This window comes from Novosphingobium nitrogenifigens DSM 19370 (assembly GCF_000192575.1).
Classification (GTDB): domain Bacteria; phylum Pseudomonadota; class Alphaproteobacteria; order Sphingomonadales; family Sphingomonadaceae; genus Novosphingobium; species Novosphingobium nitrogenifigens.
This window is the reverse complement of sequence record NZ_GL876933.1, coordinates 466,664-484,454: the sequence shown is the minus strand read 5'-3', so window position 1 is coordinate 484,454 and position 17,791 is coordinate 466,664. Positions and strand designations below refer to the sequence as shown.

At 60.1% G+C, this 17,791-nt stretch carries 13 protein-coding genes; 7 read left to right on the top strand and 6 right to left on the bottom strand.

The features are described 5' to 3' along the window. Positions 1-62 precede the first annotated feature (62 nt). Both Y88_RS19215 and Y88_RS12200 read right to left on the bottom strand, forming a co-directional pair. Positions 63-575 (bottom strand): hypothetical protein, encoded by a 513-nt coding sequence (locus tag Y88_RS19215; protein WP_157132645.1) that lies wholly within the window; start codon positions 573-575, stop codon positions 63-65. An 82-nt stretch (positions 576-657) separates the two neighbouring features. Further along, positions 658-2,058, bottom strand: coding sequence for a hypothetical protein (locus Y88_RS12200; protein WP_008069703.1), 1,401 nt, complete (start codon positions 2,056-2,058; stop codon positions 658-660). A gap of 120 nt (positions 2,059-2,178) precedes the next feature. Here Y88_RS12200 and Y88_RS12195 point away from each other — a divergent pair, with 120 nt between their 5' ends. The 7 genes from Y88_RS12195 (at position 2,179) to Y88_RS12165 (ending at position 11,131) form a co-directional block, all read left to right on the top strand. Then, positions 2,179-2,769: a restriction endonuclease subunit S domain-containing protein gene (locus Y88_RS12195; RefSeq protein ID WP_008069701.1), complete on the top strand. Its 591-nt coding sequence runs from the start codon at positions 2,179-2,181 to the stop codon at positions 2,767-2,769. A gap of 2 nt (positions 2,770-2,771) precedes the next feature. Further along, positions 2,772-4,289: a type I restriction-modification system subunit M gene (locus tag Y88_RS12190; RefSeq protein WP_008069699.1), complete on the top strand. Its 1,518-nt coding sequence runs from the start codon at positions 2,772-2,774 to the stop codon at positions 4,287-4,289. Next, complete coding sequence (locus Y88_RS12185; protein WP_081458665.1) at positions 4,282-5,505, top strand: restriction endonuclease subunit S; 1,224 nt, start codon at positions 4,282-4,284, stop codon at positions 5,503-5,505. Before Y88_RS12190 ends, Y88_RS12185 begins: the two co-directional genes overlap by 8 nt. Further along, positions 5,498-6,334 carry an HAD family hydrolase gene (locus Y88_RS12180; protein ID WP_008069691.1) on the top strand — a complete coding sequence of 279 codons (837 nt, stop codon included), beginning with the start codon at positions 5,498-5,500 and terminating at the stop codon, positions 6,332-6,334. The genes Y88_RS12185 and Y88_RS12180 overlap by 8 nt, the downstream gene beginning before the upstream one ends. Further along, the gene (locus Y88_RS12175) at positions 6,327-7,058 is read left to right on the top strand and encodes a DUF3800 domain-containing protein (RefSeq protein WP_008069685.1); all 732 of its coding nucleotides are present in this window, start codon (positions 6,327-6,329) and stop codon (positions 7,056-7,058) included. Before Y88_RS12180 ends, Y88_RS12175 begins: the two co-directional genes overlap by 8 nt. Before the next feature lie 141 nt (positions 7,059-7,199). Next, positions 7,200-10,415: a type I restriction endonuclease subunit R gene (locus tag Y88_RS12170; RefSeq protein WP_008069683.1), complete on the top strand. Its 3,216-nt coding sequence runs from the start codon at positions 7,200-7,202 to the stop codon at positions 10,413-10,415. Beyond that, positions 10,412-11,131 (top strand): M48 family metallopeptidase, encoded by a 720-nt coding sequence (locus Y88_RS12165; RefSeq protein WP_008069682.1) that lies wholly within the window; start codon positions 10,412-10,414, stop codon positions 11,129-11,131. Before Y88_RS12170 ends, Y88_RS12165 begins: the two co-directional genes overlap by 4 nt. 235 nt (positions 11,132-11,366) lie before the next feature. On the opposite strand, the gene Y88_RS12160 is transcribed toward Y88_RS12165, so the two are convergent. Genes Y88_RS12160 through Y88_RS12145 form a run of 4 tightly spaced genes read right to left on the bottom strand, consistent with a single transcriptional unit; the run spans position 11,367 to position 17,709 of the window. Beyond that, positions 11,367-12,491, bottom strand: a complete 1,125-nt coding sequence (locus Y88_RS12160; RefSeq protein WP_008069681.1) for an ABC transporter permease — start codon at positions 12,489-12,491, stop codon at positions 11,367-11,369. Positions 12,492-12,494: 3 nt separating this feature from the next. After that, entirely contained in the window at positions 12,495-15,236 is a 2,742-nt protein-coding gene (gene rbbA, locus Y88_RS12155) for a ribosome-associated ATPase/putative transporter RbbA (protein WP_008069679.1), read from the bottom strand. Beyond that, complete coding sequence (locus Y88_RS12150; protein ID WP_008069677.1) at positions 15,233-16,306, bottom strand: HlyD family secretion protein; 1,074 nt, start codon at positions 16,304-16,306, stop codon at positions 15,233-15,235. Before Y88_RS12150 ends, rbbA begins: the two co-directional genes overlap by 4 nt. After that, positions 16,303-17,709 carry an efflux transporter outer membrane subunit gene (locus tag Y88_RS12145; RefSeq protein ID WP_008069676.1) on the bottom strand — a complete coding sequence of 469 codons (1,407 nt, stop codon included), beginning with the start codon at positions 17,707-17,709 and terminating at the stop codon, positions 16,303-16,305. The genes Y88_RS12150 and Y88_RS12145 overlap by 4 nt, the downstream gene beginning before the upstream one ends. Positions 17,710-17,791 lie beyond the last annotated feature (82 nt).

The window sequence follows — 17,791 nt, the reverse complement described above, 5'->3', positions numbered from 1 at the left end:
TCGTGAAGTGACTAGCCCAAGGATAAGGCTAACATTCGAGAAACTAGAGCGATTATGCCGGGTTAGCCGCCGATGGCAACCGGCGGCCACGCAATGCCCTGCAAATCGCCCGCCATTAGTGCGCGCCGTTCGAAGTTGATCCGCTGCTTTGACGTCATGATATTGGCTTGCAAGGGCGCTCTGTTTTTCAAATCATAGCCCATCGCCAATAACTTCTGTGCCCAGCGAGTTTCAGCAAAGCAACTTGAGATCCGGCTATCGCAAAACTGCACGACCTGCACAAAGGGAGGATTTCCGGCCTCGATCAGGGAAGCCAATGCCTCTTTCAGCGAACCTTGGCCGCCACGGTAAACCAGCGCATCGATCAAATGATCTTTGGTTCGACCGTAAATTCTGCCAGTTTGCCCGACATACAAGGGTGTACCTGTAAAACGTACATGGGGATCAGGCCGGGTGCGGTCGAGGATCAGGTATACAACATACGTTGCTCCAACAGCCTGAGCCTCCGCCGTCCGCGCGACGGCCTCGATTTGGTCTCCATAAATTTTACGCACTTCCTCATGCGTTTGGGCCACTGGTCTTTCCTTTCGTTCGAACACTCTGTTCGAACCGAAAAGACCCCCTCTTCTCTGGCCGTTGGCATCCTACTGACCTCAGTCAGCAGGCGCTGTTCCAATTGCCCGCATCGTCCCAGAAGATCGTGCCGGGGCTGATCCTGGTGTCGGCATAGGGATAATTGGCCAGTTCAGCGTGGAAGTTGCGCAATGACGCAGCGCGCAGTTGAAGCCTGGTGGCACTGCGATCCTCCACATAGGCGCGGAACTGGTAGTTCTCGCCGTTTTCATAAATGATTCGGCAAACAGTTTGGCCTTTGACCCCAAGTCGTGCTGCGGCCTGCTGGTTGGTGGCTGCCACCTCGTTTTGCTGTGCCTGGATCTTCTGCCTAAGGGCCAGCGCTGCTGCATCATTCGCCGCTATCCGTGAAGCCGCCAAGGCTTTGACCCGCTGCCAATCGCCGGGGGAAAACAGGTCATGAAGGCGCCAAATAGACGGTGTGGGGGAAGACGCGAGTGCGTTTGCAGTCAGCTCTATATCATTGGCGGAATGCGGGTGATATCCGTTGCGCTCAAGCACAGCCAACGTCTGTAAGAAGGGGCGATTAGTCCATCCTTCACCTGGGACATTGGTGCTCGAGTTGTCGGCATTTATGTAGAAATTGATACAGCTGAACCGCGGCGCAGAGCCAGAACCCGAATTATCGCAGATTTTAGCGCCGTGATCGAATAGCCATTGAACTATCTCCGGCGCCCCATCGTTTGTGTAGGCCACCAACTCACCCAAGGAAACCATGCTGCCTTGCCAATAGGACACAAGGTGGTTCAGGACTTCTGGCGTCGGGCTCTTCTGAATTTCGAACCCGACACCGAGATGTTTGCGCAGCGCGATTTCCAGCCTGGCCGCAGGAGTTTGCGCCCCTTCGAACTGCTTCTCGTAAACTCCAAGGGCTTCGGCCGCTTGCGGCAACTCTCGCGAAGAGGGGTATAGGAAAAGCTCGCACCCCAGCGAGCCGCTGGAAGCAGAATGAGGGTTGGCGCCATACTCAAGGCAAGCGGCCAATGCCTTTTTAGGCTCCCACAGCCGGATATCCTGCCGCCAGACGCCGCCCATTTTTATGTCATAGACCCCCACACTACCGCCAAATGCGGTGATACGCTTCCAGCCATCTTCGATCGGGGGAAGTCGTGGCGGCGATTGAGTTTTGGCGCTCAGCCCGACCGGAATCGCGCTCAGCATAATCCCGACTAGGGCCAAAGCCTGCATTACTTTCAGTTTTCGATTTTCCGTCATGCCCTTGCCCACCTCAATGCTGAGAGCCGGGCCGTGGTAACACCGAGACGGAGTCCAGTGCGCCGCCGGCTTTAAGCTTGCGCTCTGGACATGACCGACGGCGACCCGGCCAGCATAGCTGACCAAGGTTCCGTCGCAGTCGGGGTTACCACGCCCCGCTGCCGCCTTTTTCGCGGCAATGCGGAGAGCATGGCAGATTTGGCGGCGCATGTCACGCGGCGAGCCATCAGATTTGAAAAAATATCGCTGTAGATCGCTCTACAGCATTTCAAACTTGCGCCTGCGCCACGAATCATTCATACGCTGTGGCGGGTTCTACAGAGGAATTTTATGCGCCTCGATGCCATCTGCCAATTCCAATCCGGGTTCACGGTTCGAGGCAAACTCGATCCGCAGCCCGATGTGGGGCAACTGGCCATGCAGTTGCGCGATCTGCGTGAGGATGGCTCCATCGACATGGCGGGGGTGCAGCGCTTCAATCTGGATTTGCAGGTTGACCGTTATGCGTTGCAGCCCGGCGATGTCGTGTTCCGGTCTCGGGGGCAGCCGAATTTTGGCTATGTTGTCAGCGGGGAAATGGCTGAGCCCATCGTGGCGCTGCTGCCCTTGATCATCCTGCGCCCATCTCTTGACCTTGTTACGCCAGACTATCTCGCCTGGGCGATCAACCAGCCCGATGCCCAGCGCCAGATCGATGCCGAAGCGCAGGGGCAAAGCCTGCGCATGATCCCCAAGGGCAGCCTTGAGGGCATCACGATCCCCGTCCCCGACCTCTCAACGCAGCGCGCCATTGTCGAAATCGCCCGATTGGCGAACAAGGAAGCGGCGCTGCTTCATCAGCTTGCCGAAAGGCGAACCCAATTCACCGGCCGTGTGCTTGCCGATCTTGCGCAAGCCGGTGCCCAGCAGAAAGGCCTTTGACCATGACCGACCAACAGATTCAACAGCAGGTCAACCAGACGGCCTGGGCGGCGTGCGACACGTTTCGTGGCGCGGTCGATGCCGGGCAGTACAAGGATTACATCCTTGTGATGCTGTTCCTGAAATACATCTCGGACCAATGGAACGAGCATGTGGAAAGCTATCGCCAGCAGTTTGGCGGCGATGAAGCCCGCATTCGCCGCCGGCTTGAGCGCGAACGCTTCGTCCTGCCCGAAGGCGCCAGCTTCTATGACCTGCACGAGCGCCGCAACGAGGCGAACATCGGGGAGCTGATCAACGAGGCGCTCGAAGCCATCGAAAGCACCAATATCGCAAAGCTGGAAGGCGTGTTCCGTAACATCGACTTCAACTCGGAATCCAATCTGGGCCGGGTGAAAGATCGCAACCGCCGCCTGAAAAACCTGCTGGAAGATTTCGCCAAGCCCGCGCTCGACCTGCGCCCCTCGCGCGTGTCGGAAGACATCATTGGCGAATGCTACATCTACCTGATTTCGCGCTTTGCGTCGGACGCGGGCAAGAAGGCGGGAGAGTTCTACACCCCGTCCGCCGTGTCGGGCCTGTTGGCGCGGCTCGCCAATCCGCAGCCTGGCAACACGATCTGCGATCCGGCCTGTGGTTCCGGCTCGCTGCTCATTCAGGCGTCGCAGCAGGTGGGGTCTGACAATTTCGCGCTCTATGGGCAGGAAGTGAACGGGGCGACCTGGGCGCTGGCGCGGATGAACATGTTCTTGCACGCCAAGGATGCCGCGCGCATCGAATGGTGCGACACGCTCAACAGCCCGGCGCTGGTCGAGGGCGACCACCTGATGAAGTTTGACGTGGTGCTGGCCAACCCGCCGTTCAGCCTCGACAAGTGGGGCGCGGAACATGCGGGCGACGATCCGTTCAAGCGGTTCTGGCGCGGCATTCCGCCCAAGTCCAAGGGCGACTATGGCTTTATCAGCCACATGATCGAGATCGCCAAGCGCCAGACCGGGCGCGTGGCCGTGATCGTGCCGCATGGCGTGCTGTTCCGTGGCGGCGGCGAAGGGACGATCCGCAAGGCACTGATCGAGGAAAACCTGCTCGACGCGGTGATCGGCCTGCCCGCCAATCTGTTCACTACCACCGGCATTCCTGTGGCCATTCTGGTGTTTGACCGCAGCCGCGAGGAAGGCGGCGCGAACGCGGATCGGCGCGATGTGCTGTTCATCGATGCAAGCCGCGATTGCACCCCCGGCAAGACCCAGAACCTGCTGGACGAGGGGCACATCGATCATATCGTCGAGACCTATCGCGCCCGCGCCGAGGAGCCGAAATATTCCCACCGCGCAAGCCTGCAGGAGATTGCCGAGAACGACTTCAATCTGAACATCCCTCGCTATGTCGATACGTTCGAGGCCGAGGAGGAGATTGATGTCGCGGCGGTGCAGGCGGACATTGACCGGATCGAGGGCGAACTGGCCACGGTGCGCGCGCAGATGCAGGCTTATCTGAAGGAGCTGGGCGTCAATGCGTGATGCGGATCGGAGATGGCCGCAAATCGCGCTTGGTAAGATCGCGACTATCAAGTCTGGTGGGACGCCGGACCGAAAAACTCCTGCATATTGGGTTGATGGTACGATCCCGTGGGTGACAACTTCAGAGGTCAATTATTCAAGAATCACTGGCTCTAAAGAGCGCATTACACATATTGGCTTGGAAAACTCCGCAGCGAAAATTTTCCCGGCGGGGACGCTGCTGATGGCCCTATACGGCCAAGGTAAGACAAGGGGGCAGGTGGGCATCCTTCAAATGGATGCTGCAACGAATCAAGCATGCGCTGCAATTCTGCCGGACCCGAGCTATTCGGTTGATTTTTTGTTCTATTCGCTGCAATACGATTACGAAAAAATTCGAGCGCTTTCTAACTCCGGAGGACAAGACAACCTTAGCGCTGAGCTTGTTCGTGAAATCCGCATTCCCCGAATGCCGCTCCCCGAGCAGCGCAAGATCGCGGCGATCCTGCGGACTTGGGACTTGGGCCTAGAAAAGCTCTCCGCCCTGCGCAAGGCCAAGGAAAGGCTGCGCAACTGGCTGCGAACACAGGTTGTGACCGGCAAGCGGCGTCTACCCGGCTTTGCCGGACATTGGCGCGAAGTTCAGCTGTCCGATGTTCTGACCGAGCATGGTGAGGCCAGCACCGGCACCGAAGAGGTTTATTCCGTCTCGGTCCACAAGGGGTTGATCAACCAGATTGAACATTTGGGCCGCTCTTTCGCGGCGGCCAGCACTGACCACTACAATCGGGTGCTACCAGGGGACATCGTCTATACCAAGAGTCCGACAGGCGATTTCCCTCTGGGCATCATCAAACAGAGCCAGGTCAAGCATCCCGTGATCGTGTCACCGCTCTATGGCGTGTTCACCCCGATCAGGCGCGAACTCGGTGTGCTGCTGGAAGCGCATTTCGAAGCACCACTGGCGGTGAAAAACTACCTCAACCCGCTGGTACAAAAAGGCGCGAAAAACACAATCGCCATCACCAACAAGCGCTTTCTGGAAGGCAAGTTGCATCTGCCACTCGACCCGAAAGAGCAGAAGGCGATCGCAGCCATCATCGAAACCTCGCGCCGGGAACTCGACGCCATCGACCGCGAAATCGCCGCCCTCACGCGCCAAAAGCGCGGCCTGATGCAGAAGCTGCTGACGGGCGAGTGGGCCGTGCAACCTGATCTGGAGACTGCCAATGTCTGAGCTGAAACGCACTGCGATCATCTATGATTTCGATGGCACGCTGGCGCGGGGCAACCTGCAGGAAACCACCTTCATCCCCAATATCGGTATGTCGACTTCCGAGTTTTGGGACGAGGTGAAGGCGCGGACCAAGGCCCACGATGCTGATGAAATCCTCGTTTACATGCACCTGATGCTCGAAAAGGCGCGGGAATGTGGCGTCGAGATCAAGGGCAATGACCTGAAGGCCCATGGAAAAGAGGCCCCGCTGTTTCCGGGCCTGGCCAATGGCGAATGGTTCAGCCGCATCAATGCCCATGCCGCCGATCGAGGTCTCGCTCTGGAGCACTACATCATTTCGTCCGGCATTCAGGAGATGATTGACGGCTGCCAGATCCGAGATGCCTTCCGGCAGGTTTTCGCCTCCAAGTTCATCTATATCGATGGGGTGGCGAAGTGGCCCGGTGTGGGCATCAACTACACCACCAAAACCCAGTACCTGTTTCGCATCAACAAGGGGATCGACAACCACTGGGACAACGCTTCGATCAACAAGTTCATGCCGCTGAATGAGCGCCCTGTGCCGTTCGACCGCATGATCTTTCTGGGCGATGGCGACACCGATATCCCGACGATGAAAATGCTGAGCTATCAGGGTGGGCATCCTGTCGCGGTCTATGATCCGAACCGTACCGACCGTGACCTGAACAAGATCCACTCGCTGATTTCCGATAGCCGGGTCGAGTTTGTGGCACCTGCGGATTATCAGGAAAAGTCGCAGCTCGACATCATCGTCAAGGGCATCATCGGCCGGATCGCCCGGAAATACGGGTATCGTCCGAATGCCTGATTTTTCGGACTTCATCGTCTATGCCGACGAAAGCGGCGACCACGGGATGGTCAATATCGACGCGCAATATCCCGTGTTTGCGCTGTCGTTCTGTGTTGTCCGCAAGGCGGATTACATGGCGCAAGTCGTGCCGGCGATGCAGGCCTTCAAGTTCGATATCTGGGGGCATGATGCGGTCGTGTTGCACGAGCACGAGATCCGCAAGACCACCGGGCCTTTCGGCCTTTTGCGCACGGATCGCGATTTGCGCCAAAGGTTTATGGATGGGCTCAATACCCTGATCGAGACCGCCCCGATCGGCATTTTCGCCGCCGTGATCGACAAACAGCGCCACCGCGAGCGCTATGCCGATCCGTGGAACCCGTATGAAATCGCGATGCATTTTTGCATGGAGCGGCTGCACCGGATGCTCACCCGTTATGGCGAGCACGGCAAGACCATCCATGTGGTGTTTGAAAGCCGGGGGCCGAAAGAAGACGGCGAACTGGAGTTGGAGTTCCGCCGGATCGCAACCAACGGCAAGCAATGGGGGCATCAGCGCTGCGATTTCAGCCGCTTCGACTTCCAGCCTGTGTTTATGTCCAAGGCAGCCAATTCGACCGGGTTGCAACTGGCCGAGTTGACGGCGCGGCCCATCGGCCTGTCGGTGCTCCGCCCGGACCAGGCCAACCGCGCGTTCGACATCATCAAACCGAAGCTGGGAGGGTTGAAATGCTTCCCGTAACGCTTTGTCCTGCAGGCAAAACAAAAGGGCTCCGGAAGCTCCAGAACCCTTTCGTCGACCGGGAAAAGCCCAATCCTTGGGTGAGCATATGGCCCAGACTCATGAAAATTTCAATCACTTTCCCGCTTCGGAGTTTTTGCCGTGAGTTTTGAGGCCGCCGAAAAGCATCAATCGCAGATCCCCGCCCTGCAAATGCTGGTGGCGCTGGGCTTTGCTCCGCTGTCGCAGGCTCGCGCGCTGGAATTGCGCGGGGATCGGCTGCGCAATGTCGTGCTGGATGACATCGCGGTGGAAAGCCTGATGCGGATCAACCGGTTTAGCCATCGGGGGCGGGAATATCCGTTTGACCTGGAAGATGCGCATGAAGCTTTGCGCCGGTTGAAGCCCACACCCGACCGTATCCGGGGTCTGAAAGCGACCAACCAGGACATTTATGACACGCTGGTGCTGGGCACCACGATCACCAAGGCGATCGATGGCGATTCCAAAAGCTATTCGTTCCGCTTCATCGACTGGGACAATCCGGCTAACAACGCGCTGCACGTCACCGCCGAATTTTCCGTGGAACGCAGCGGCAGCACCCAGACCAAGCGATGCGACATCGTGGCCTTCGTCAACGGCATCCCGCTGCTGGTAATTGAGAACAAGCGCCCGACCGAGAGCCTGAAAAAGGCCGGCAGTCAGCTGATCGGCTATCAGAGCGAAGACAATATCCCGCAGCTTTTCCACTTCGCGCAATTGCTGCTGACGATGAACCGGGTCGATGCGCGCTATGCCACCGTGGGGACGCCGCAGAAGTTTTGGGGCACCTGGCGCGATGAGGAGGACAGCGACGAAGCCGTAGCTGCCTATGCCAACCGGCCGCTGACCGATGTGGAAAAGGCTGCGGTGTTCTCGGGCGATTTTGCCGGGGCGCGGCGCTATTTCGATGCCATGGCCGCCGAAGGGCCGCGCGCGGTATCGGCGCAAGACCGGGCGCTGTTTGCCTTGTGTCGGCCGGAGCGGATGTTGGACCTGATCCGCCGTTTTACCGTGTTTGATGGCGGGGTGCGCAAAGTGGCCCGGCACCAGCAGTTTTTCGGCATTCGCAAGGCGGTCGAGCGGGTCAAGCAGCGCGAAATTGATGATGTGCGGCGCAAGGGCGGGGTGATCTGGCACACGCAGGGTTCGGGCAAATCGCTGACCATGGTGATGCTGGGCCGCGCGCTGGCGCTGGACAAGGCGATCGTAAATCCGCGCATCATCATAGTGACCGACCGGGATGACCTCGACAAGCAGATCAAGGGCACGTTCAAATCTTGCGACATGGAACCGGTGCGGGCTACGACCGGCGCCAACCTGCTGGAACTGATCGAGCACAAGACACCGCTGATCACCACCATCATCAACAAGTTTGACACCGCATTGCGCGGCAGCACACAGCCGGACGAGGATGCGAATATCTTTGTGCTGGTGGATGAAAGCCACCGCACCCAGACCGGCAAACTGGGCGGGCACAGCCAGTTTGCCACAAAGATGCGGCGTCTGATCCCCAATGCCTGTTATCTGGGCTTTACCGGCACGCCGCTGCTGAAGAAGGACAAGAACACCCTTTCGACCTTTGGCGGCTTGATCCACAAATATGCCATCAACGAGGCCGTGGCCGACGAGGCGGTTGTGCCGCTGCTCTATGAAGGCCGCATGGTCGAGCAGCAGATTTCCGGCACCGTGATCGACAAGTGGTTCGAAAAGATCAGCGAGGGGCTGACCGATCAGCAAAAGGCCGACCTGAAGCGGAAATTCTCGCGCATGGACGCGCTGGCCAAGACGGGCCAGGCGATCCGGGCGAAGGCCTATGACATTTCGGAACACTATCGCCAGCACTGGCAAGGAACCGGCTTCAAGGCCCAGTTGGTCGCGCCGTCAAAGGCTGCGGCTATCCGGTTCAAGGAGATGCTGGACGATATCGGCCATGTCACCAGCGAGATCATCATGTCGCCCCCCAACGACAACGAGGGCAACGAGGAGGTCGACAAGGAATCGAAGGATCTGGTCCGCAAATTCTGGGACCAGCAGATGGCCCAGCACAAGACCGAAGAGGAATATAACCGGCAGATCATCGATGCCTTCAAGGGCTCGGGCGATCCGGAAGTCCTGATTGTCGTGTCAAAGCTGCTGACCGGCTTTGATGCCCCGCGCAACACGGTGCTCTATGTCTGCAAGCCGCTGAAAGAGCACAATCTGCTTCAGGCGATCGCGCGCGTGAACCGCCTGTTTGAAGAAGATGGCGTTGAAAAGCAGTTCGGCTTCATCATCGATTATGAAGGCCTGCTGGGCGAGTTGGACAGCGCGCTGACCACCTATAGCGCGTTTGATGGCTACGAGGACGGCGATCTGGCGGGCACCGTGCACGATGTGCGTGAGGAGATCCGCCGGCTACCGCAATTGCATGATCAGCTTTGGGATCTGTTCAAATCCGTCCGCAACAAGAAGGACATGGAGGAATTCGAACGCTTCCTGGCCGATGAGGCGATCCGGCATGATTTCTATGAGCGGCTCAAGGCCTATGGCCGGTGCCTGCACATCGCCATGTCGTCGGACAAGTTCCTCGATGTGTTTGATGACGCCAAGATCGACACGATGAAGCGCGACTGGAAGCAGTTTTCGGAACTGCGGCGCTCGGTCCAGCTGCGGTACCAGGAAATCGTCGACATCAAGGAATTCGAGCCGAAGATCCAGAAGCTGCTCGATGATCATGTGGTGGCCCTGCCCGCCGAAACTATCATCGAGGTGGTGAACATCAACGATCCCGAGGCGCTGAAGGCGGTGGTTGAGGAAAACGGAGTGTCGGAAGGATCGAAGGCGGACCGGATCGCCAGCGCAACCCGGCGCACCATCACCGAGAAAATGGACGAAGATCCGGCATTTTACCGCCAGTTCTCCGATTTGCTGGAAGAGACGATCCGCGCCTATCGCGAACGGCGGTTGTCGGAGCGCGAATACCTGGGCAGTGTCGTCGATCTGGCCAGCAAGGTGGCGCGCAAGGATCGTGGTCGGCTGGTGCCCAACGCGGTTAAGGGTGATGACGACGGGCAGGCCTTTTTCGGCTTGCTCGATGGCCAATTGTCCAGCGAGGATGGCGAGGCGATCGATCAGGACGCCGCGGCGCAAGTGGCGCTCGACATCATCGCGATCGTCAAAGCCCATCACATCGTTGGCGTTTGGACCAACGATGTGGCCCAGAACAATATGCGCAACGCGATCGACGACTATTTCTTCGACGTGCTGCGCGACGAAAAGGGCATCGGCGTTCCGGTCGAAAAGCTTGACGATCTGGAGCAGAAGGTCCTCGATCTAGCTCGGGCGCGCTTTCCATGACCGAAGATGCCCTGCTCAGTGTTGAATACGGCGCCACCCGCATAGACTGTCGTGTCGTCCACCGAGCGCGCAAAACGCTCGAGATCGCCGTCGAACCCGACATGTCGGTGGTCGTTGCCGCCCCACTGGACGCGACATGCGAGGCCATAGAGGCCAAGATCCGCAAACGGGCGGCGTGGATCATCCGCCAGCAACGCTTTTTTGCTCAATTCATGCCTCGTATGCCCGAACGCCAGTTCATCGCGGGCGAAACCCATCGTTACCTCGGCCGCCAATACCGGCTTAAAGTCGTACCTCATGTGCAACAGGCCGTAAAAATGACGCGCGGATATATCGTCGTGCAAACCCATCGGCCGCTAAGCCCGGATACGACCCGCGAACTGGTCGAGGCGTGGTATCGCGACAAAGCCCAAGCCAAGTTTGCCGAGCGCATCGACGCGAATCTGCAGCGGTTTCCTGACGGAGAGCTACGACGCCCCAAAGGGCTGATCATCCGCCAACTGAAGCAGCGGTGGGGCTCGATGTCGCCAGGATCACGCCTGATGCTGAACCGCCGCCTGATCGAGGCGCCGCTGGATGCGATCGATTACGTCATCACGCACGAGCTTTGCCATGTGACCGAAGCGCACCACGGGCAGGCATTCTACGACCTTCTTGCAAAGGTTTTGCCCGACTGGGAGCGGCGGAAACAGAGGCTTGAGCAGGCGATGGTGTAAGCGGAGCGTGAACCAGCAATCTTGCATTTTATTGGAAAGTGGGCAGGGTGAAGGGTGAATGTGGAGGCCATTTATGCCCCATAGAAATGCTGCCGCGCGTCATGTCGGGAGCTTTACTATTGGCTTTGAGGCTCGTCATTGGCTCGATCATAACGCTAACACGGTGAAAGGCGAACTTGGCGGACACTCCGGAACGGCCGCTGTGGATGCTCGATTAGGCTTAGCCGCCCTTCCTTCACGCCATGGTGCTGATGGTCCGACGAAAACGGGTCAGGGCCACGGTGAAGAAGATTCCGCCGATCACGATGATCGCGAGAAACTGGGGCCATACGACATCAAATCCGGCCCCTCGGTATAGGATAGCCTGGGCCATTTTCACGAAATGCGTGGTTGGCGCCGCGAGCATGGCGATCTGGACAAACCCGGGCATGCTTTCCCTAGGCGTCATCCCGCCCGATAGCAGTTGCAGCGGCAGCAGCACCAGCATCATCAGCAGGCCAAATTGCGGCATAGAGCGTGCAATCGTCCCCAGGAAAATGCCCATCGACGTCGTGGCAAACAAATGGAGCCCCGCGCCCGCCAGGAACAGCGCAATCGATCCCTCGATCGGAACCTGAAGCGTGCCCTGAACGACGATGACCAGAGCGAAGGCGCAGGCCAACAGGACGACCAGCCCCATCGCCCACACCTTGCTCGCCATGATTTCAAACGGCGTGATCGGCATCACCAGCAGATGTTCGATGGTGCCATGTTCGCGCTCGCGGATCAGGGCGGCCCCGGTCAGCACGATCGACAGCATCGTCACATTGTTGATGATTTCCATCAGCGAGGCAAACCAGCTCTGTGTCAGATTGGGGTTGAACCGGGCGCGCAGCGCGAGATCGACCGGGGATGGCGCAGCCGACCGGGTTCCCGCGGCAAAGTCGGCGACCTCACCCTGGACGATCTGCTGGATATAGCCGCCGCCGGTAAAGGCCTGGGTCATGCTGGTCGCATCGACATTGAGCTGAATCGTCGGGTGGCGGTTGGCCAGCATGTCGCGTTGAAAATCGGGCGGGATGTCGAGCGCAAACGTGTAGCTGCCGCTGTCCATGCCCTTGTCAACCTCATGCAGCCCGACCATCGCGGGCCGGGTGAAATGGGGCGGGTAAAACGCGCTGGTGATCCGGTTGGACAAGGGGGACTGGTCTTCATCCACGATTGCGATCGGGGCCTTGTACAAAGTTTCGGGAATGCCGGTCGCGGCCACATAGACGTCGAGCGAAAAGGCATAGACAATCAGCATCAGCATCATCGGGTCGCGCAGAAGGCTGCGCAGTTCCTTGATCCCGAGCCGGAAAATGTTGAAGACATGCTCCATCGCTCAGCTCTCCTGCTTGCGCAGCAGGGCCACGCAGATCACCAGCAGGAATGGAAAGGTGATCGCCAGCGCCAGCAACGGACTGGCCAGATCGGCAAAACCCAGCCCCTTGGAAAAGACGCCGCGACAGATCGTGACGAAATGGGTCGCCGGGAAAATTGCGCCGATCAGCCTGCCCGGCCCTTCGAGCGAGGAAACAGGGTTGATAAGGCCTGAGAACTGGACCGCAGGCAGGATCGTGCCGATCGCGGTGGCAAACATCGCCGCAATCTGGCTGCGCATGAAGATCGAGAACAGCAACCCGATCGCGGTCGAGGACAGGGTGTAAAGAAAGGCGCCCAGTGTCATGGCCAGAATGTTGCCGGTCACCGGCACGCGAAAGATCGCGATCGCCACGATCACCAGCATGACATAGTTGATCATGGCAAGCAGAACATAGGGAAGCTGCTTGCCCAGCAGGAATTCCAGCCGGGTGATCGGCGTCACATAGAAATTGATGATCGACCCCAGTTCCTTTTCGCGCACCACGCTGAGCGCGGTCAGGATCGCGGGAAACAGCAGCAGCAGGATCGGGACAACGGCCGGAGCGATGGCGACCAGGCTTTTCACATCGGGGTTGTAGCGATAGCGCAGATCGATGTTCACAAGCCCTGCCGCCGGGCGATACCCAAAGTTTTGCGCGGCCATGTCGCTCAGCCACTGGGCGTGCATCGCCACAAGATAGCCCTCGATGGTTTCGGCCCGTGTCGGCATCGCGCCGTCCAGCCAGACGCCAATCTGAACCGGAACACCCCGGCGCAAATCGCGCGCGAAATTGGGCGGAATTTCCAGCGCGACGCCGACCTCCCCCGTCCTCATGCGGCGGTCAAGCTGCGCATAATCGGTAATCGGTGGTCGCTCGACGAAATAGCGCGATCCGGCAAGATTGAGGGTGTAGTTCTCGCTCGTCGTCGTTCCGTCATGATCGAGCACGGCGAAAGGCAGCTTTTCAACATCTAGGCTGATGCCATAGCCCATGATGAGCATCAGGATCACACTGCCCAGCAGGGCCAGTGTCGCCCGGATCGGATCGCGCTGCAACTCCAACCCCTCGCGCCGGGCATAGCTCATCATGCGCCGCGGACTGAACCATGATGAGGCGCCTGCGGTGGAGGGGGAGGCTGGATATTGGGGGCTGGCTTCGGCGGGCGCCTCATTATCTATTTCGCCTGTAGCATCCTTCAGGCAGGCGATGAACGCGGCTTCCAGTCCGCTGCTGCCGCGCTTTTGGATGATCGCCTGCGGCGTATCGCTGATCAGCACTTTTCCGGCATGCATCAACGAGATGCGATCGCATCGTTCCGCCTCGTTCATGAAATGGGTGGAGATGAAGATCGTCACCTTGTCGTTGCGCGACAGGTCGATCATCATCTGCCAGAATTGATCGCGCGCGATCGGGTCCACGCCAGAGGTGGGCTCGTCGAGGATTAGCATCTCAGGCTTGTGGATCATCGCCACGGCTAGGCTCAGTCGCTGGCGCTGGCCAAGAGGCAGCGCGTCAGGCAGCGCGCCCATGATGCCGGTCAGGCCAAAGCGCAGCGCCATTTCCTCCACGCGGCCCGCGATTTCAGCCGCCGGGACGTGAAAGAGTTGGGCGTGAAGTTCCAGATTCTGGCTCACCGTCAGTTCGGAATAGAGCGAGAAGGCCTGCGACATGTACCCGACGCGCCGACGGGTGGCCATGTCATCATTCTCGACTTCCTTGCCAAACAGCCACGCCTGCCCTTCGGTCGCCTTGAGCAGCCCGGTCAGCATTTTCATGGTGGTCGATTTGCCGCAGCCATTGGAGCCGAGAAAACCGAAGATCTCGCCGCGTTCGATCCGGAAATCGACATGATCGACGGCGGTGAAATCGCCAAAGCGCATCGTCAGACCGCGCGCTTCGATGGCGACTTCGCTGTCCGTGCCGCGTGGTGGAATGACGACCGGATGGTAGGCGTTCCGCATGGCCTCTGGCAAAAGCGCGATGAAGGCGCGTTCGAGATTGCGTTCGCCGGTGCGCTCAAAGAAGTCCTGCGGCGTGCCGGTGGCCAGAATTCGCCCCGCGTTCATGGCCACCAGCCAGTCGAAGCGCTCGGCCTCCTCCATATAGGCGGTGGCGACCAGCACGCTCATTCCGGAGCGCCCGGCACGAATATGATCGATCAGGTCCCAGAACTGCGCACGCGACAGGGGATCGACGCCGGTCGTCGGCTCATCAAGCAGCAGGAAATCGGGATCGTGAATCAGCGCGCAGCACAGGCCCAGCTTCTGCTTCATGCCACCCGACAACTGGCCAACCGCCCGCTTGCGGAATGGCGCGAGCCCGGTGCTTTCGGTCAGTTCGGCAATGCGGCGCTCGCGCTCGGCCTTGTCCTGCCCGAACAGTCGCCCGAAAAATTCCAGATTCTCGTCAATCGACAGCGTCGGATAGAGATTTTTGCCAAGACCCTGCGGCATATAGGCGATGCGCGGACAAACCGTATCGCGGTGCTGTCGGTCGGCCATGTCGCCACCCAGCACGTCAACCCGCCCTTCATGAATGGCCCGCGCGCCCGCGATCAGGGAGAACAGGCTGGATTTGCCCACCCCGTCCGGCCCGATCATCGCCACGGCCCGGCCAGCGGGAATGGCCAGATCCACCCGGTCCAGCGCCAGGGTTTTGCCATAGCGCAGGCTGACGCCCGACACGCGCGCGGCCAATCCGGCGGGGGTATCGGCCATCATTGCGGAACTTTGACGGCCAGCTTGTCAGGCCATGCAACCTTGGGGTCGATCCGCACATAGGCCAGACCGGGCAGGCCGGTCTTGACCTGGGTGATATAGCGTTCCAGCAACCGGCGGTCGATCTGCGCCTTGACCCGGAACATCAGCTTCTGCCGCTCACTGGCGGTTTCGACCGTCTTGGGCGTGAACTGCGCCACGTCGGAGACAAAGCTGACTTTGGCCGGAATCACCATGTCCTGCGCCGCATCGAGCACAATCCGCACATCGCTGCCGATCGCCACTTTGCCCACCGCCGTTTCGGGCAGGAAGAAGGTCATGTAGACATCGCCCAGATTGACGAGATTGAGCACACGGCCCCCGCCAGCAACCACTTCGCCGGGCTGGGCAACGCGATACTGAACCCGCCCGTCGATGGGCGCCTTCAGCTCGCTGTCGCGAATGTCGGCCTCGATTCGCTGAATCGTGGCGCGCACGGCATCAACATTGGCGTGTGCGCCGATCACTTGGTTGCGCGCGGTGGTCATGGCAGCGTCTGCCGCCGCAACCTGCGCGCGCGCCGCTTCGACCGCGGCCACGGCGCCTTTGACTTGCGCTTCGTTGTCATCGCGTTCCTGGACCGGGGTGGCGCCCTCTTTCGCAAGCGTCGCCGAACGCGCGAGCCGCTTGCGCGCCGCGCCGAGTTCGGCCTCGCGCTGGCGGGTGGCGGCCTGCGCGGCGGCGCGGTTGGCTTGCTGCTGCACCACCTGACTTTCGGTGATCTGGATCGCGTTGATGGCCTGCGCCAGTTTCGCCTCCGCCTCGGCCTGCTGGGCCAGTAGCACGTCGGTGTCCATATGCGCGACCACCTGGCCCGCTTTGACGAACGCGCCTTCATCCACCAGAATGGCGCTGATCCGGCCCGGTGACTTGGCCGAAACATCGACCTCAACCGCCTCGATCCGACCGTTGCCGCTGACAATCCCGGCGGAAAGCGCGGCAGGCTTCAACAGCCACCACAGCGCGAGCGCGATAGCCAGCGCCGCGAGGGTAACGCCGCCCCTGACGAGCCAGGTTTTCCCGGAGGGGGTCATCGTTTCTCTACTCCTGCCTTCTGTCTGGTGGGGGCCTGCGGGTCGAACGTCGGCGCGTCGGCAAAACCGCCGCCGAGGCTGGCGTAGAGCGCGATACCGCTCGCCAGATAGGCGCGGCGCAGTTCGACAAGCGCCTGCTCGGTCTCGAACAGATCCCGCTGCGCGTCGAGCACCTCGAGATAGGCCGACCGGCCATTATCGAACCGCAGCTGGGCAAGGCGGGTCCGCTCGCGCAGGGCGTCGAGCACGGTGCGGGTTGAAGCGATCTGTAGCGCCAATTGCCGCCGCCTGATCAGCGCGTCGGACACATCCCTGAAGGCCGACTGCACCGTCTTTTCATATTGCGCCACCACGCCAACCCGACGCGCCTTGGCAACGTCGAGATTGGCGGCAAGCGCCCCCGCGTTGAAGAGCGGAACGGAAATGGTCGGATTGAAAGCCCAGACCTGGCTGCCCGACTGGAACAAACCGTTCAGATCCACGCTGCCGGTGCCATAGGCGCCAGTCAGGCTGATGTTGGGGAAAAAGGCCGCCCGCGCGGCGCCGATATTGGCCTCTGCCGCCCGTAATTGCCATTCGGCGGCCATGATATCGGGCCGGTTGATCAACAGTTCCGATGGCAGACCTGCTGGCAAGGCAATCTCCTGCGCACCGCCGACCGGGCCGAGGGCGCCAGACGTGATCTCGACCGGCCGCCCGACCAGCAGATCCAGCGCGTTGCGATTGACGCCTTGCTCCTGGCCGAGCGCCTGAAGCGCAGCCTGCGCCTGGCCGAGCAACATCTGCGCCTGGGTCATCTCCAGCTTGGAGCCAGAGCCAACCTCATAGCGGCGACGCATGATGCGCAGCGCTTCCTCGCGCGTGGCAATGGTCTGCCGCGCGAGCGCCTCGCGCTCCTCATATGCGCGTTCGAGGAGATAGCCGTTGGCGACTTGCGCGATCAGGTCGATCGCTACCGCCCGCTGCGCCTGTTCCGTGGCCAGAAATTGGTCCCGCGCGGCGGCCCTGACATTGCGCAAACTCCCCCAGAAATCCAATTCCCATTTGGCGCTCAATTGGGCGGACCACAGCTTGATATCATAGGCCTCGTTGCCAAAGCCGGGGAAGCTAATGATCGATCGGCCCAGCGCGTCGGTCCCGGCGGCATTCACCTGAGGATAGAGCGCCGCCCCCTGGATCCGCCACGTCGCGCGCGCCTCTTCTACCCGCGCAGCCGCGATGCGGATGTCACGGTTGTTTGCCAAGGCCGTAGCGATGAGGGCCCGCAGTTGAGCGTCCTGGAAAAAATCCCGCCATCCGATACGGGCGATGGATCCGGAGCCCGTATCGCCCGGCGCATAGGTTTCGGGCACGGGTTGCGCCGGTCGCACGTGCGGCGGCGCGAACGAACAGGCGCTCGCCATCAGCGCCAGCGGCAGGGCAGCCCACCGGGTCCACCATCGAGTAGAGCCTTGCCCTGAAAACACACAGCTACTCCCAAAACCC

Bases quoted from the DNA above. Each gene is read 5' to 3' on its own strand.
- Y88_RS12200 (WP_008069703.1), bottom strand. From the start codon at position 2,058: ATGCGCCGCCAAATCTGCCATGCTCTCCGCATTGCCGCGAAAAAGGCG.
- Y88_RS12195 (WP_008069701.1), top strand. From the start codon at position 2,179: ATGCGCCTCGATGCCATCTGCCAATTCCAATCCGGGTTCACGGTTCGA.
- Y88_RS12190 (WP_008069699.1), top strand. From the start codon at position 2,772: ATGACCGACCAACAGATTCAACAGCAGGTCAACCAGACGGCCTGGGCG.
- Y88_RS12185 (WP_081458665.1), top strand. From the start codon at position 4,282: ATGCGTGATGCGGATCGGAGATGGCCGCAAATCGCGCTTGGTAAGATC.
- Y88_RS12180 (WP_008069691.1), top strand. From the start codon at position 5,498: ATGTCTGAGCTGAAACGCACTGCGATCATCTATGATTTCGATGGCACG.
- Y88_RS12175 (WP_008069685.1), top strand. From the start codon at position 6,327: ATGCCTGATTTTTCGGACTTCATCGTCTATGCCGACGAAAGCGGCGAC.
- Y88_RS12165 (WP_008069682.1), top strand. From the start codon at position 10,412: ATGACCGAAGATGCCCTGCTCAGTGTTGAATACGGCGCCACCCGCATA.
- Y88_RS12160 (WP_008069681.1), bottom strand. From the start codon at position 12,491: ATGGAGCATGTCTTCAACATTTTCCGGCTCGGGATCAAGGAACTGCGC.
- rbbA (WP_008069679.1), bottom strand. From the start codon at position 15,236: ATGATGGCCGATACCCCCGCCGGATTGGCCGCGCGCGTGTCGGGCGTC.
- Y88_RS12150 (WP_008069677.1), bottom strand. From the start codon at position 16,306: ATGACCCCCTCCGGGAAAACCTGGCTCGTCAGGGGCGGCGTTACCCTC.
- Y88_RS12145 (WP_008069676.1), bottom strand. From the start codon at position 17,709: ATGGCGAGCGCCTGTTCGTTCGCGCCGCCGCACGTGCGACCGGCGCAA.